The sequence below is a fragment of the Streptomyces sp. BHT-5-2 genome (assembly GCF_019774615.1).
Lineage (GTDB): Bacteria > Actinomycetota > Actinomycetes > Streptomycetales > Streptomycetaceae > Streptomyces.
In genome coordinates this window covers 5,150,942-5,164,010 of the sequence record NZ_CP081496.1, presented here as the reverse complement: position 1 = coordinate 5,164,010, position 13,069 = coordinate 5,150,942, and the positions used below count along the sequence as shown (strand labels likewise).

Here is a 13,069-nt window from a genome sequence, read left to right as displayed (position 1 = left end):
TTCGTCGGAGGCCCGGAGGGGGGCATGTCGATGGGCCGTGTGAGGAGCTGGCGAGCGGAGTGCGCGTAGCGGATCGCGGTGCTCGTTCGATGTCGAAGACTGCGGCCAGGTGTAGGGGGGACCGCGCTATGAACGAGGCCTTGTTCGAACTTTCGGTCGATCCGCAGCTGCTCGATCGTCGCGCCAGGCAGATGACCTCTCGGCCGTGGGTGCAGCAAGAGGCGGCAGAGGAAGAAGCTGACCTCCCGCGCATGCCTCATGCGGCTGGGCCCGGCTGTCTGGAAGCTGGGGAACCGACGCGCAAGGAGATTCAGCCATCGGCAGTGTCTGTGGGGCGATTCAGGGCTGGAACTGTGTGTGCCGGGCGTCCGGTTGCGCTGACACTTGGAGAGTAACGACAAGTGGCATGAACGTCGCCCGCTGTATTGCCGCACGTTTCGGTGGCAAGTCAAAATGGTGCGGTCAAGAGGGCGACGACATGGTTGAGGTCACGACTGACGCTGCTTCTGTAGATGTGGTCGCAGATCGGTTGGCCACGGTTGAAGCTCGTATGAGGATTTACGGCTCGGATAGCTTCGCCCTCGCTACTTCGACACAGAACGAACGATGATTCCGGCTAGCAAGGGAGAGTGCGAGAGAAGGGGCAGTACTGTCACGGCGCACTCTTTCGACCTGGGTGGGGCAAGGGCTGCGACCAAGTATCTTGCTCGAGTTCCAGTTGGCCGAGCTTCCTTATGCGGGGAAGTTTCCATTGGTGTCGGCAGCGTGGTCCCTTGTGGAGGGCTTGTATGTGCCGATCGAGCAGCTTCGTGCAGAGGGGCGCCCTGTTCGCGCGCGATTGGCCTTGGAGAGCGCTATGACTTCTGGCAAGGACAGCCACTTCAGCTACCCCGTGATGCGGTTCCTGGGGCCTGGTTAGGACTGGTTGTGCTGTGGGATAAATTTTCGATTCCGTGCCCAATGTCTCGGAGCCTGTCCCGGTCGTCTCCCCAGGTCATGGTCGATGTGAAGGTGGCCGGTGGGTATGTGTTTGCGGTGCAGGACCGTGGGTGGTTGGGATACGTCCAGCACACGTGAGAGCTGCTCGCGGAGTCGTTCAGGTGGTCCCAGGTGATCGGGCGACGGCAAGCAAGTGGTGCGGCTACACCATAATCCATGGCGGAGGCGGGAGTTGAGTTCCTTAAGAGCCGTGGAGGTGTAACACGAGTACGTCACGATAGGCGACGTCGCTTGGTGAAAGGGGGAGGGGTCCGGGGACGCGCTGTGTGGCGATCGCTGCGGGCGGTGCCGGTTGTCAGTCCTCTCCCTGAGAGGGAATTCCTCATCGGCGAGATCGGACCTGCCACTCGCCCTGCACACAGACGGCGAGTAGGTGCTGGCGCGGGTTCCGCGTACGTCTTTCCGAGGCGAGGCGACGGAATCTCGATGAAAGAAGCTCTGTTCGCACACGATTGGCTTTGATGGGCGCGCAGTACCCCCGGCAAGGGTGGCAGCTTCGACGAGCCTATGGATTGGGGCCCGAGGTCCCGTTAGGCCGCGTTCCCGTCAGGGCCGGTATCGGAGCGGATGGTCCGCCGGGACTTCCACGACGACGACCTTGTGGCCGTCCGGGTCGGCGATCCACATCTCGATCAGCCCCCACGGCTCGCGCACCGGCGGCCGCAGCACCTCCACCCCGCGGGCCACCAGCTCCTCGTGCGCCCGCGCCGCGTCCGCCACCTGCAGCCACAGCTGAAGGGTCGGCGTCGGTGCGTCCGTGGCCCGCCCGGAGACCTCCAGGAAGCCGCCGCCGAGGAAGTACACCGTGCCGCGCTCGGGGCCGGTGCCGAACTCGCGGTAGACCGCCAGCCCCAGCGCCTCGCCGTAGAACGTCCGCGACCGCTCAGGATCGGCCGGCCGCAACAGCACCCTGCTGCTCAGTACCTGCACCATGGCAGGACCCTACGCCGCCGGCCGCGCCCCCGGCACCCGGACACGGCCCCCGGCCGACCGCCGGGCCGTCCGGCCCTCCCGCCACCCGGCGCCTCTTGTTAGCCTCGGCTGCCAGCCCGCCCTACGGCCGAGAGGAACCCGCCCGCCATGCTCACCACCCCGCTGACCTTCCGCGACGCCACCGAGGCCGACGTCCCCGCGCTCGTCGCGCTGGTGGAGTCGGCCTACCGCGGGGACGCCAGCCGGGCCGGGTGGACGACCGAGGCGGATCTGCTGGACGGCCGACGGACCGACCCGGACGGCGTCGCCGAGGTCGTGCGCAACGACCACGGCCGGCTGCTGGTCGCCGAGCGGGACGGCGAACTGGTCGCCTGCTGCCAGCTGGAGCACCGCGGGGACCACGTCTACTTCGGGATGTTCGCCGTCCGCCCCCAGCTGCAGGGCGCCGGCCTGGGCAAGGTGATCATCGCCGAGGCCGAGCGCACGGCGCTGGCCACCTGGGGCGCCCCGGAGATGCGGATGACCGTCATCCGCCAGCGCGAGGAACTCATCGCCTGGTACGAGCGCCGCGGCTACCACCGCACCGGCCGGCTCAGCGCGTTCCCCTACGGCGACGAGCGGTTCGGCATTCCGCAGCGCCCCGACCTGGAGTTCGAGCTGCTGGTCAAGCCGCTGGGCTGAGCCGCACCGGCCGCAGGCCCCGCCCGGCCCTGCGGCCGGCCTTCCCGCCGGGCGGCCCCGTACGCGGCGTCCCGCCGCCCGCCCGCGGGAGACCCCGGCTACGCCGTGAAGCGCACCGCCCGCCGGATCTCCGGCTGGTCGGTCACCACCCCGTCCAGCCCCAGCCCGCGCGCCAGCCGCAGCTGGTCGTGGGTGTTCACCGTCCAGCCCAGCACCCGCAGCCCCGCGGCGTGCGCCCGCTCGACCACTTCGAGGGTGAGCCGCCGGATGTCGAGCGACACCAGAGCCGCGCCCACCGCCGTCGCGCGGTCCACGATGCCGGCGTCGTACCACTCGCCGACCAGCCCGGTGCGCACCTCCGGCAGCAGCGTGCGGATCTCCGCCAGGGCCTCGTCGTGGAACGAGATGACCTCCACCCGGCAGGTCAGATCACGCGAGCGCACCACCTCGGCCAGCGCCTGCGCCGCCGCGACGTCCTTGATCTCCGCCTGCAGCGGAAGCCGCACCGCCTCCGCCACGTCCTCGAACACCGGGATCCGCTCCCCCTGCCCGGCGTCCAGCTCGCGCAGCTCGGCGAGGGTGCGCTCGGCGACCGGGCCGGTGCCGTCGGTGGTCCGGTCGACGTCCGGATCGTGCATCACCACCAGCGCGCCGTCCTTGCTCAGGTGCAGGTCCAGTTCGACGGCGTCGACGCCCTCACGTTCGGCGCGTACGAAGGAGCGCAGGGTGTTCTCCGGCTCCACACCCATCAATCCGCGGTGCCCGATGGTGAGAAAGGACAAGGCTGCCTCGCTTTCAGTCGGCTCGGTTGCGGTCGGCTCCGTGCACCTGTCGCCGCCGGCGCCCTGCCGCCCGAAATGGCGCACAGCCTAATCCGCCGACGAGCGGCAGCGCCGTAGGGACAAGTCCCCTCTAGCCCGTACGAGTGCCCGCCGGCCGCCTCCGCTACGCACCGCCGACCGGCCCGGTCCCGGCCGGTCCTGCCGAACACCCGCCCTGCCGCGGCGAGTTGGACGGCATCCCGCCACTCCGCGGCGCCCGCGGCGCCCGCGCCGGCCGCACCGCCGTCCCTCGGTCGCCGTCGTCGCCGAGCCGGTCGCGCCGGCTCCGGCCCCCGCCCCGGGCCGGCCCGCCCCCGCCCGTCCCGTGCCTCCTCACCCGCCCAGCCGCCCCGTGATCTCTACGGCCTACCCCACTCCGTTCCGGAGAAAACGCGGAATCACCCACCGCTCATGGCAGGAAGTGAGGTCGAATCCGTACCTCACAGGAAAAACGTCCGTGACCACGGGCCCGAGCAGAATATTTTTCACCTGGCCCACTTGAATGGCGGATCCTTGGCTGGTTACGGTGGTCTCACAGGACGATCTACCGCCGGAGGGCAGTCATGACGGAAATTCTTTCGCCCGTGGGTGTCCGGAGCGGCACCCTGTCGGACGAGTCGGTGGTCGCACACCCCGCCTGGCCCGCGCTGAAGGACGCCATCGAGTCCATCCGCCCGTGGCAGTCCAAGGACGGCTCCGTCGACCTCGCCGCGGACGGCGCACCCACCGCCGCAGCGGTCCGCCAGGAAGTCGAGCAGGCCATCACGGCCATCCGCGAACTCGCCCCGCTCCTCCCGCACGACGCCGCCTACCACCAGGCCCTCGTCGCCGATCTGCGCCGCTGGGCCGAGGAGGGCTTCGGCGTCCCCGACTTCCTCGACTCGCTGCTCGCCTTCCAGCCCGCCCGGCAGCGCGCCGACGGCCTCCAGCACCTCGTCGTCTTCCCCATGTACACCCAGAACGGCAACCCCGACCGCAACTTCGAGGCCGTCGTGCTGCGCATGGTCTGGCCGGACTGGCTCGCCGAGCTGGAGCGCACCCGCTACGACAACCCCCTCTTCTGCGGGATCACCTTCGAGGACTTCACCGCCGGCTACGACACCAACTCCGCCGTCCTCTTCCCCGAGACGATCGCGGTCCGCCAGGCCCCCGAGCGGTTCAGCTGGGGCGGCATCTTCTGCGACCGCGAGGCCGCCCGCTTCCGCCGGGTCAGCGAGGCCGCCGTGGACATCCTCGGCGTCGACCTCCCCGCGGACATCCGCGCGCTCCTCGGCGACCAGCAGCGCTGCCAGCAGGCGTTCGTCCTCTGGGACATGGTCCACGACCGCACCCACAGCCACGGCGACCTGCCGTTCGACCCCTTCATGATCAAGCAGCGCCAGCCGTTCTGGATGTACGGCCTGGAGGAGCTGCGCTGCGACCTCACCGCCTTCAAGGAGGCCGTGAAGCTGGAGGCCGAGGGCTACCCGCAGGCCCGGGACGTGCAGTTCGCGGTGATCTTCGACCGGATGTTCCGCTTCCCGGTCACCGGCGAGCGGGTGCGCAACTACGACGGCCTCGGGGGCCAGCTGCTCTTCGCCTACCTCCACAAGCACGACGTCGTACGCTGGACGGACAACACACTGCACATCGACTGGGAGCGGGCGCCCAGGGTCACCAACCAGCTCTGCGGCGAGATCGAACAGCTCTACCGCGACGGCATCGACCGGCCCAAGCTGGTCCACTGGTTCGCCGCCTACGACCTGGTCTCGACCTACCTCGCCCCGCACCCGGGCTCGGTCTGGGCCAAGGGTCCGGACGCCCTCGACCTGGACCGTCCGCCGCGCAAACTCGTCGACGACGTGCTGCCCGACGAGTTCCCGCTGAGCATGTTCTACGAGGCGCTCGCCAAGAAGCTGCGCTCCGTGATCGCCTCGACCAAGGGCATCACCGCCCACAGCGAAACGCCGGTGGCGGCGTGAAGAGCGTGCGGACCGAGCAGGAAGACAACGTGCAGAGCGTGCGGACCGGCCGGGACACCCGGCCGGCGGCCGTCCAGGGGCAGGACGAGGAGGCGACGGAGATGGGTACTTCGACGGGCGGCCAGGGGCCGCTGGAGGGCGCGGTCATCGCGGTGGCCGGAGCGGCCGGACCGGCGGGCCGGGCCGCCCTGCTGCGGCTGGCCGAGGCCGGCGCGGTGGTGGTCGGCTCGGACTCCAACCCCGAGCGACTGGCGGAGGCCGTCGACGCGGCCCGCTACGCCCACGGCGGCGCCACGGTCATCGGCGAGACGGTCGACCTCCTCGACCTCGACCAGACCCGCGAATGGGCGGCCCGTACGGAGAAGGAATTCGGCCGGGTCGACGGCGTGGTCCACCTCGTCGGCGGCTGGCGCGGCTGCTCGACGTTCGCCGAGACCGACCTGTCGGACTGGGAGACCCTGCACAAGCTGCTGATCCGCACCGTCCAGCACACCTCCCTCGCCTTCAACGACGCACTGGAACGCAGCGGCAACGGCCGCTACGTGCTGATCAGCGCGGCCGGTGCCAGCAAGCCCACGGGAGGCAACGCCGCCTACGCCGCGTCCAAGGCGGCCGCCGAGGCGTGGACCCTCGCCATGGCCGACGGCTTCCGCAAGTCGGGGGGCGAGGGCGGCCCGCGCGCCGCGGCTGCCATCCTGATCGTGAAGGCGCTCGTCAACGACCAGATGCGCGCCGAGCGACCGAACGCCAAGTTCGCGGGCTTCACCGACGTCACGGAGCTGGCCGAGGCCATCGCCGGTGTCTGGGACCGGCCCGCCCAGGAAGTGAATGGACAGCGTCTGTGGCTGACCCCCAAGCCGTGAACCGGGCGAAGACCGACGCCCGGCAGCACCACGACCCGCAGATCCGCGGCTTCGCCAGCGACAACTACGCCGGTGCGCACCCCGAGGTGCTCGCCGCGCTCGCCCTCGCCAACGGCGGCCACCAGGTCGCCTACGGCGAGGACGACTACACCGAGCACCTCCAGCGCGTCTTCCGCAGCCACTTCGGACAGCGCGCCCAGGTGTTCCCGGTGTTCAACGGCACCGGCGCCAACGTCGTCGCACTCCAGGCCGTCACCGACCGCTGGGGCGCGGTGATCGCCGCCGAGTCGGCGCACATCAACGTCGACGAGTGCGGGGCCCCGGAGCGGATCGGCGGCCTCAAGCTGCTCACCGTCCCCACCCCGGACGGCAAGCTCACCCCCGAGCTGATCGACCGCCAGGCATGGGGCTGGGACGACGAGCACCGCGCCATGCCGCAGGTCGTCTCGATCACCCAGAGCACGGAGCTCGGCACGGTCTACACACCCGACGAGATCCGCGCCATCTGCGACCACGCCCACGAGCGCGACATGCTCGTCCACCTCGACGGCTCCCGGATAGCCAACGCCGCCGCCACCCTCGACGTCCCCATGCGCGCCTTCACCAACGCCGTGGGCGTCGACATCCTCTCCTATGGCGGCACCAAGAACGGCGCGGTCTTCGGCGAGGCCGTGGTCGTCCTCAACCCCGACGCGGTCCGCGCCATGAAGCATCTGCGCAAGCTCTCCATGCAGCTGGCGTCCAAGATGCGCTTCGTCTCCGTGCAGTTGGAGGCGCTCCTCGCCAAGGACCTGTGGCTGCGCAACGCCCGCCACGCCAACACCATGGCCCAGCGCCTGGCCACCGGCGTCCGCGAGATCCCCGGCGTCGAGATCCTCTACCCCGTCCAGTCCAACGGCGTCTTCGCCCGCCTCCCGCACGAGGTCAGCGAACGCCTCCAGAAGCGGTTCCGCTTCTACTTCTGGGACGAGGCGGCCGGGGTGGTGCGGTGGATGTGCGCCTTCGACACGACGGAGGGGGATGTCGACGCGTTTCTGTCGGCTGTTCGCGAGGAGATGGGCCGCTAGCGGGGCCGCTGCGCGGGGGCTGTTCCGGCCCGCTGCGCGGGCGTTGTTGGTCCGCTGCGCGGGGCCGGTCCGCTGCGCGGGGCTGTTGGGTGCGGTGACGGGCCTCCGGGGCAGGGGTGTGCCGGACTGCTGCGCTTTACGTCCGGCACACCCCTGCCCCTCCGACCCGTCCCCTCCCGTTGGAGGGTGAATTCCAACCCAGTTGGGGCTGCACGCCCGGTGGGCGAGTGCCCCCCAGTGGACTGATGGGCGACCGTCCCTCAACGAGTGACCGTCAGCCCTCAACAAGCGACCGTCAGGGGACCAGCCTGCTCAGCCCCACCCACCGTCTTTATGACCACTCACGGGAGGGGACGGGCCGGAGGGGGTGGTGTGTCGGACGTAAAGCGCAGCAGTCCGACACACCACCCCCGCAGGCCCGGCACCGCACCCGACAGCCCCGCGCAGCGGACCCGCAACGCCCGCGAAGCGGGCCGGAACAGCCCCGCGCAGCGGACCCGCGCACTACCGGCCGTAGTCGAATGTGCTGCACCAGTAGGTGCAATTTGATGGACTGGGCGTCGCCGTGCTCCAATGCCTCGTGGGGCCGAGGCCGCCGACCGGCCGTGCCCTCCGTAGGCGCTGTCGTCGAGAGATCTCAGAGGTTCGGGCGCATGATCACCACTTTGCACGTCGCGGACGACGTCCGCTCCCTCGCGCCCGGTTTCGGGTATCTCGTCGTGGAGGCGCGCGGGCTGCGCAACGGGCCCAGCGACGAGGCGAGTTCGGCGCTGCTGGAGGACGCCGCCCGGCGGCTCGCCGGGCGGCTGGACGGGCGGGCGCCGCAGGACGACCCGCACATCGCCGCCTGGCGCGCCGCGTACACCGCGTTCGGGTGCAAGCCGTCCCGCACCCGCAACTCCGCCGAGGCGCTCGCCAGGCGGGCGCTCGCCGACGGCGGGCTGCCGCGCATCAACCGCCTGGTCGACGTCTACAACGCGATCAGCGTCGCCCATCTCGTCCCGGTGGGCGGGGAGGACCTGGACCGCATCCAAGGGGGCATGCGGCTGGTCCGGGCCAAGGGGGACGAGCCGTTCGCCACCGCCGCCGGTGGGGCGGAGGTCGTGGAGCACCCCGAGACCGGCGAGGTGGTCTGGTGCGACGACGCGGGCGTGACCTGCCGGCGTTGGAACTGGCGGCAGGGCGTCCGCACCCGGCTCACCGAGGAGTCGGTGAACGCGCTCTTCCTGCTGGAGCGGATGGCGCCGATGACGTTCGATGCGCTGCGGGCCGCCGGCACCGAACTCGCCGAGGTGCTGGAGAAGCTCTGCCCGGGCGCACGGGTGGAGATCGGCGAGGTCCGGGGCGGGGAGTCCTGAGCCCGGAGGGCTACGCGCGGCCGCCGGGGGCCGGGGCCGTGCCGCCGAGGTGGGCCGGGATCCACCAGGTGTCCTCGGCGTCCCGGGGGCGTACGGGGTAGGCGCGCTGGGCGGCTTCCAGGAGATCCTGGACGCGGGCCCGCAGGCGGTCGGTGATCTTCTCGGCGTGGTCGGCCGGATCGGCCTCCACGGGCTCGCCCACCCGGATCGTTATCGGGAAGTGGTGGCGGCCCAGCTGGCGCTTGTGACCCTTGGTCCACAGCCGCTGGGTGCCCCACAGTGCCATCGGGAGAAGCGGGACGCCGGCCTCCTGGGCCAGCCGTGCCGCGCCCGACTTGAAGTTCTTCAGGGTGAACGACTCGGAGATCGTCGCCTCGGGGAAGACCCCGATGATCTCGCCGGAGCGCAGCGCGGAGAGCGCGTGCTTGTAGGCGTGCATGCCCTGCGTCCGGTCCACCGGGATGTGCTTCATGGCCCGCATCAGCGGCCCGGAGACCTTGTGGCGGAAGACCGATTCCTTCGCCATGAAGCGCACCAGGCGCTTGGCCGGGCGCGCCGCCAGCCCGCAGAAGACGAAGTCCAGATAGCCGATGTGATTGCTCACCAGTACCGCTCCGCCGCGCTGCGGGATGTGCTCGGTGCCGGCGATGTCGAACTTCAGGTCCATCGTCTTGAAGAGCGTGCGGGCGGCGCCGATGACGGGCGGGTAGACGAACTCGGCCATGTCCGGGGGACCCCTTTTCTTTGCCTGGGGAGGGTTCTCCCGGCGGAAACCTACGCAGAGGTAACTCTGCGGCTCGGGAGATCGTGCCCGATATTCGCGCTCGGCGGCCAGCGGGTGGGCGTCCCGGGCCGGGAGATTCTCGTCACGTGGGCCCGGCGGGAGAGGGGAAACGGCAGGTCGCAGGTGGTTTCCGGGGGTGCTGTACGGCGTTGTCGGGCACGGCGGGCCGTTGTGCGGGGGTTCTTGCCGGGAGCGCGGGGTGCGCTGGTGGTGCGGGGCCGGGAATCTTTGGGGTCCCGGGGACGCTGCATGGTGGTGGAGGGCGCGGACGGGGAGGGGCGTGGGGGACGGTGGAGACGGCGGGGGCGGTCAGGGGCGTCGGTGCGGGGTGCCGTGCGCGTGGGGTGGCGGGCGGGTTCGCCGGTCGCAGGGACGGAAGGACGAAGGTGGGCGAGCGGGACGACGAGGCACGGCTGGGAGCCGTGGAGATCGGCGCGGAGCTGGGCGAGCGGGCCACCCTCGTCCAGTTCTCCAGTGCCTTCTGCCAGCCGTGCCGGGCCACCCGGCGGGTGCTGGCCGACGTCGCGGGGATGGTCGAGGGCGTGGCCCATGTCGAGATCGACGCGGAGGACCGTCTGGAGCTGGTGCGCCGACTGGAGATCCTCCGTACGCCGACGGTCCTGGTGCTCGACAGACACGGTGCGGTCGTCCGCCGCGCCGCGGGGCAGCCGCGCAAGGCCGACGTCATCGCGGCACTGGGGGCGGCGGTCCGTGATTGATCTCCCAGATTCCGGGCGCCACTTGACGCCTCGGGCCACGCATCGTCAGCCTGACGTGATGGGGCCAGGCATCTTCCTTCTTCTGTACGGACGCGTGCACGTCGATCTCCAGCGGACCGCCAGCGCGCGCTGTCCCGGCGTGTGAGCAGCGACGACGTCACCGCCGCCGCCCGCCGTTCGGCCGCCGGCGGCCCCGCCCGGGCTCGTAGCCCACAGCAGAAGGACAACTCCATGACGGTCTCGCCCGAACTCGGCACGGCCCGCACCGCCTCCCCGGAACTCCTGCGCTCCGTCTTCCGCCGGCACGCCGCGGGCGTCGCGGTGATCACCGCGGCCGGTCCCGGACCCGTCGGCTTCACCGCCACCTCGCTCACCTCCGTCGCCGCCGAGCCCCCGCTGCTCTCCTTCGGCATCGGCACCGCTGCCTCCAGTTGGCCGGTGGTCTCCGAGGCCGAGCACATAGGCGTCCACCTCCTCGGCGAACACCAGGGGGAGTTGGCCGCCACCTTCGCCCGCAGCGGCGCCGACCGGTTCGGCCCGGCCACCTCCTGGCGCACCGGCCCCGAGGGCGTGCCCCTGCTGGACGGTGTGGTGGCCTGGCTGGTGTGCCGGGTGGTGGCCCGCGTCCCGGCCGGAGACCACCGGATCGTGCTCGCCGAGCCGGTCGTCGGCGACCCCACCGGACCGGGCCGGCCGCTCCTCTACCACCAGGGCGGTTTCAACGCGTTGCGGGACTGATCGGTTCCTCCGGACCTGCTTCGTCACCCGGTCCGGGCCGTTGGGAAGGTCACATTTCGACGGCCTTGATTCGGGGCACCAGACTGTATGTACTGGCGAGTAATATGACGGTCGGCGCGGGGATCCGTATCCGACCGGGAGCCGCCCCGTGAGGCGCCTATGCTGCCAGCACAAGGCAGTTCTGAAGAGACGAAGCAGGTAGGAGAGCCGGCGTGAGCTTGAGGATCGTTGTCTGTGTGAAGTACGTGCCCGACGCCACCGGCGACCGGCACTTCGCCGAGGACCTGACCGTCGACCGGGACGACGTGGACGGCCTCCTCTCGGAGCTCGACGAGTACGCCGTCGAGCAGGCCCTGCAGATCAAGGAAGCCAACGACGACGACGCGGAGATCACGGTCCTGACCGTCGGTCCCGAGGACGCCACCGACGCGCTGCGCAAGGCGCTGTCGATGGGTGCCGACAAGGCCGTCCACGTCGAGGACGACGACCTGCACGGCACCGACGCGCTCGGCACCTCGCTCGTGCTCGCCAAGGCCATCGAGAAGACCGGCTACGACCTGGTGGTCTGCGGTATGGCCTCCACCGACGGCACCATGGGCGTGCTGCCCGCGCTGCTCGCCGAGCGGCTCGGGGTCCCGCAGGCGACCCAGCTCTCCCAGGTCGCCGTCGCCGACGGCAAGGTCACCGGCCGCCGGGACGGCGACACCGCCAGCGAGCAGCTGGAGGCCGCGCTGCCGGCCGTCGTCTCCGTCACCGACCAGTCGGGCGAGGCGCGTTACCCCTCCTTCAAGGGCATCATGGCGGCCAAGAAGAAGCCGCTGGAGACCCTGGACCTGGAGGACCTGGACATCGAGGCCGACGAGGTCGGCCTGGAGGGCGCCTGGACCAAGGTCGAGTCGGCCACCGAGCGCCCGGCCCGCACCAAGGGCACGATCGTCACGGACGAGGGCGAGGGCGCCAAGCAGCTCGCCGAGTTCCTCGCGGGCCAGAAGTTCATCTGAGCCGCGGGCCCGGGGCGCCACCCCGGGCCGGGACCGCCGCCGCGGCCGGGACGGAAGTCAACTCCCCTCTCCCCGCCGGCATCTGACGGTCCGTCGGAACCACCGTCCTCCCCTCGCCCGCACTCTTCCCGCAGGAGCAATTCCCATGGCTGAAGTCCTTGTCTACGTCGACCACGTGGACGGCGCCGTCCGCAAGCCCACCCTCGAACTGCTCACCCTCGCCCGCCGCATCGGCGAGCCGGTCGCCGTGCACCTCGGCGCCGGCGTGGACACCGCCGCCCCGGTGCTCGCCGAGCACGGCGCGGTGAAGGTCCTGACCGCCGACGTCCCGGAGTTCGCCGAGTACCTCGTCGCCCCCAAGGTCGACGCGCTGCAGGCCGCCCACGAGGCGGTCTCGCCGGTCGCCGTCCTGCTGCCGTCCTCCGCCGAGGGCAAGGAGATCGGCGCCCGCCTGGCCGTCCGGATCGGCTCCGGCATCATCACCGACGCCGTGGACGTCGAGGCCGGCGACGAGGGCCCGGTGGCCACCCAGTCGGTCTTCGCGGCCTCGTACACCACCAAGTCGCGGATCACCAAGGGCACCCCGGTCATCACCGTCAAGCCCAACTCCGCCGCCCCGGAGGCCGCGCCGGCCGCCGGCTCGGTCGAGCAGCTCGCGGTGACCGTCGCGGACGCCTCCAAGGCCACCAGGATCGTCTCGCGCACCCCGCGCGAGTCGACCGGCCGCCCGGAGCTGACCGAGGCCGCGATCGTGGTCTCCGGCGGCCGCGGCGTCAACGGCGCCGAGAACTTCCCGGTCATCGAGGCCCTCGCCGACTCGCTCGGTGCGGCCGTCGGCGCCTCGCGCGCCGCGGTGGACGCCGGCTGGTACCCGCACACCAACCAGGTCGGCCAGACCGGCAAGTCGGTCTCGCCGCAGCTGTACATCGCGGCCGGCATCTCCGGCGCCATCCAGCACCGTGCCGGCATGCAGACCTCGAAGACCATCGTCGCGATCAACAAGGACGCCGAGGCGCCGATCTTCGACCTGGTCGACTACGGCGTGGTCGGCGACCTCTTCAACGTCGTCCCCGCTCTGACCGACGAGGTCAAGACCCGCAAGGGCTGACCCGGCCGGGCCCGCCGCGGGCCCGCGCGCACCGCA

At 71.1% G+C, this 13,069-nt stretch carries 12 protein-coding genes; 9 read left to right on the top strand and 3 right to left on the bottom strand.

Translation table 11 applies throughout. The features are described 5' to 3' along the window. Positions 1 to 1,545: 1,545 nt before the first annotated feature. The gene (locus tag K2224_RS22840) at positions 1,546 to 1,932 is read right to left on the bottom strand and encodes a VOC family protein (RefSeq protein ID WP_221908382.1); all 387 of its coding nucleotides are present in this window, start codon (positions 1,930 to 1,932) and stop codon (positions 1,546 to 1,548) included. Between the two features lie 147 nt (positions 1,933 to 2,079). Here K2224_RS22840 and K2224_RS22835 point away from each other — a divergent pair, with 147 nt between their 5' ends. After that, positions 2,080 to 2,613 (top strand): GNAT family N-acetyltransferase, encoded by a 534-nt coding sequence (locus K2224_RS22835; RefSeq protein WP_221908381.1) that lies wholly within the window; start codon positions 2,080 to 2,082, stop codon positions 2,611 to 2,613. Between the two features lie 98 nt (positions 2,614 to 2,711). On the opposite strand, the gene K2224_RS22830 is transcribed toward K2224_RS22835, so the two are convergent. Further along, complete coding sequence (locus tag K2224_RS22830; protein ID WP_221908380.1) at positions 2,712 to 3,395, bottom strand: glycerophosphodiester phosphodiesterase family protein; 684 nt, start codon at positions 3,393 to 3,395, stop codon at positions 2,712 to 2,714. Between the two features lie 602 nt (positions 3,396 to 3,997). Between K2224_RS22830 and K2224_RS22825 the strand changes: the two genes are divergently transcribed. The 4 genes from K2224_RS22825 to K2224_RS22810 all read left to right on the top strand — a co-directional run bounded on the left by K2224_RS22825 (position 3,998) and on the right by K2224_RS22810 (position 8,683). Continuing rightward, on the top strand, positions 3,998 to 5,395 hold the full coding sequence (locus tag K2224_RS22825; RefSeq protein WP_221908379.1) for a DUF6421 family protein: 1,398 nt from the start codon (positions 3,998 to 4,000) through the stop codon (positions 5,393 to 5,395). Between the two features lie 101 nt (positions 5,396 to 5,496). Further along, positions 5,497 to 6,258, top strand: a complete 762-nt coding sequence (locus K2224_RS22820) for an SDR family NAD(P)-dependent oxidoreductase (RefSeq protein WP_221909883.1) — start codon at positions 5,497 to 5,499, stop codon at positions 6,256 to 6,258. Continuing rightward, positions 6,255 to 7,325 (top strand): low specificity L-threonine aldolase, encoded by a 1,071-nt coding sequence (locus K2224_RS22815; protein WP_352297496.1) that lies wholly within the window; start codon positions 6,255 to 6,257, stop codon positions 7,323 to 7,325. The genes K2224_RS22820 and K2224_RS22815 overlap by 4 nt, the downstream gene beginning before the upstream one ends. A gap of 653 nt (positions 7,326 to 7,978) precedes the next feature. After that, positions 7,979 to 8,683 (top strand): B3/4 domain-containing protein, encoded by a 705-nt coding sequence (locus tag K2224_RS22810; RefSeq protein ID WP_221908377.1) that lies wholly within the window; start codon positions 7,979 to 7,981, stop codon positions 8,681 to 8,683. A gap of 10 nt (positions 8,684 to 8,693) precedes the next feature. Here K2224_RS22810 and K2224_RS22805 read toward each other — a convergent pair whose 3' ends face one another. Next, positions 8,694 to 9,407 (bottom strand): 1-acyl-sn-glycerol-3-phosphate acyltransferase, encoded by a 714-nt coding sequence (locus K2224_RS22805; RefSeq protein ID WP_221908376.1) that lies wholly within the window; start codon positions 9,405 to 9,407, stop codon positions 8,694 to 8,696. A gap of 446 nt (positions 9,408 to 9,853) precedes the next feature. Between K2224_RS22805 and K2224_RS22800 the strand changes: the two genes are divergently transcribed. From K2224_RS22800 to K2224_RS22785, 4 genes are all read left to right on the top strand, one after another. Further along, complete coding sequence (locus tag K2224_RS22800) at positions 9,854 to 10,186, top strand: thioredoxin family protein (RefSeq protein WP_221908375.1); 333 nt, start codon at positions 9,854 to 9,856, stop codon at positions 10,184 to 10,186. A gap of 231 nt (positions 10,187 to 10,417) precedes the next feature. Then, the gene (locus K2224_RS22795; RefSeq protein ID WP_221909882.1) at positions 10,418 to 10,924 is read left to right on the top strand and encodes a flavin reductase family protein; all 507 of its coding nucleotides are present in this window, start codon (positions 10,418 to 10,420) and stop codon (positions 10,922 to 10,924) included. A 212-nt stretch (positions 10,925 to 11,136) separates the two neighbouring features. Then, a complete protein-coding gene (locus K2224_RS22790) occupies positions 11,137 to 11,925 on the top strand; it encodes an electron transfer flavoprotein subunit beta/FixA family protein (protein ID WP_221908374.1) in 789 nt (262 codons plus the stop codon). 145 nt (positions 11,926 to 12,070) lie between these two features. Beyond that, the gene (locus K2224_RS22785) at positions 12,071 to 13,033 is read left to right on the top strand and encodes an electron transfer flavoprotein subunit alpha/FixB family protein (RefSeq protein ID WP_221908373.1); all 963 of its coding nucleotides are present in this window, start codon (positions 12,071 to 12,073) and stop codon (positions 13,031 to 13,033) included. Positions 13,034 to 13,069 lie beyond the last annotated feature (36 nt).

Excerpts from the sequence above, each read along its gene's own strand:
- K2224_RS22840 (WP_221908382.1), bottom strand. The coding sequence starts at position 1,932 with ATGGTGCAGGTACTGAGCAGCAGGGTGCTGTTGCGGCCGGCCGATCCT.
- K2224_RS22795 (WP_221909882.1), top strand. The coding sequence starts at position 10,418 with ATGACGGTCTCGCCCGAACTCGGCACGGCCCGCACCGCCTCCCCGGAA.
- K2224_RS22810 (WP_221908377.1), top strand. The coding sequence starts at position 7,979 with ATGATCACCACTTTGCACGTCGCGGACGACGTCCGCTCCCTCGCGCCC.
- K2224_RS22820 (WP_221909883.1), top strand. The coding sequence starts at position 5,497 with ATGGGTACTTCGACGGGCGGCCAGGGGCCGCTGGAGGGCGCGGTCATC.
- K2224_RS22805 (WP_221908376.1), bottom strand. The coding sequence starts at position 9,407 with ATGGCCGAGTTCGTCTACCCGCCCGTCATCGGCGCCGCCCGCACGCTC.
- K2224_RS22825 (WP_221908379.1), top strand. The coding sequence starts at position 3,998 with ATGACGGAAATTCTTTCGCCCGTGGGTGTCCGGAGCGGCACCCTGTCG.
- K2224_RS22785 (WP_221908373.1), top strand. The coding sequence starts at position 12,071 with ATGGCTGAAGTCCTTGTCTACGTCGACCACGTGGACGGCGCCGTCCGC.
- K2224_RS22835 (WP_221908381.1), top strand. The coding sequence starts at position 2,080 with ATGCTCACCACCCCGCTGACCTTCCGCGACGCCACCGAGGCCGACGTC.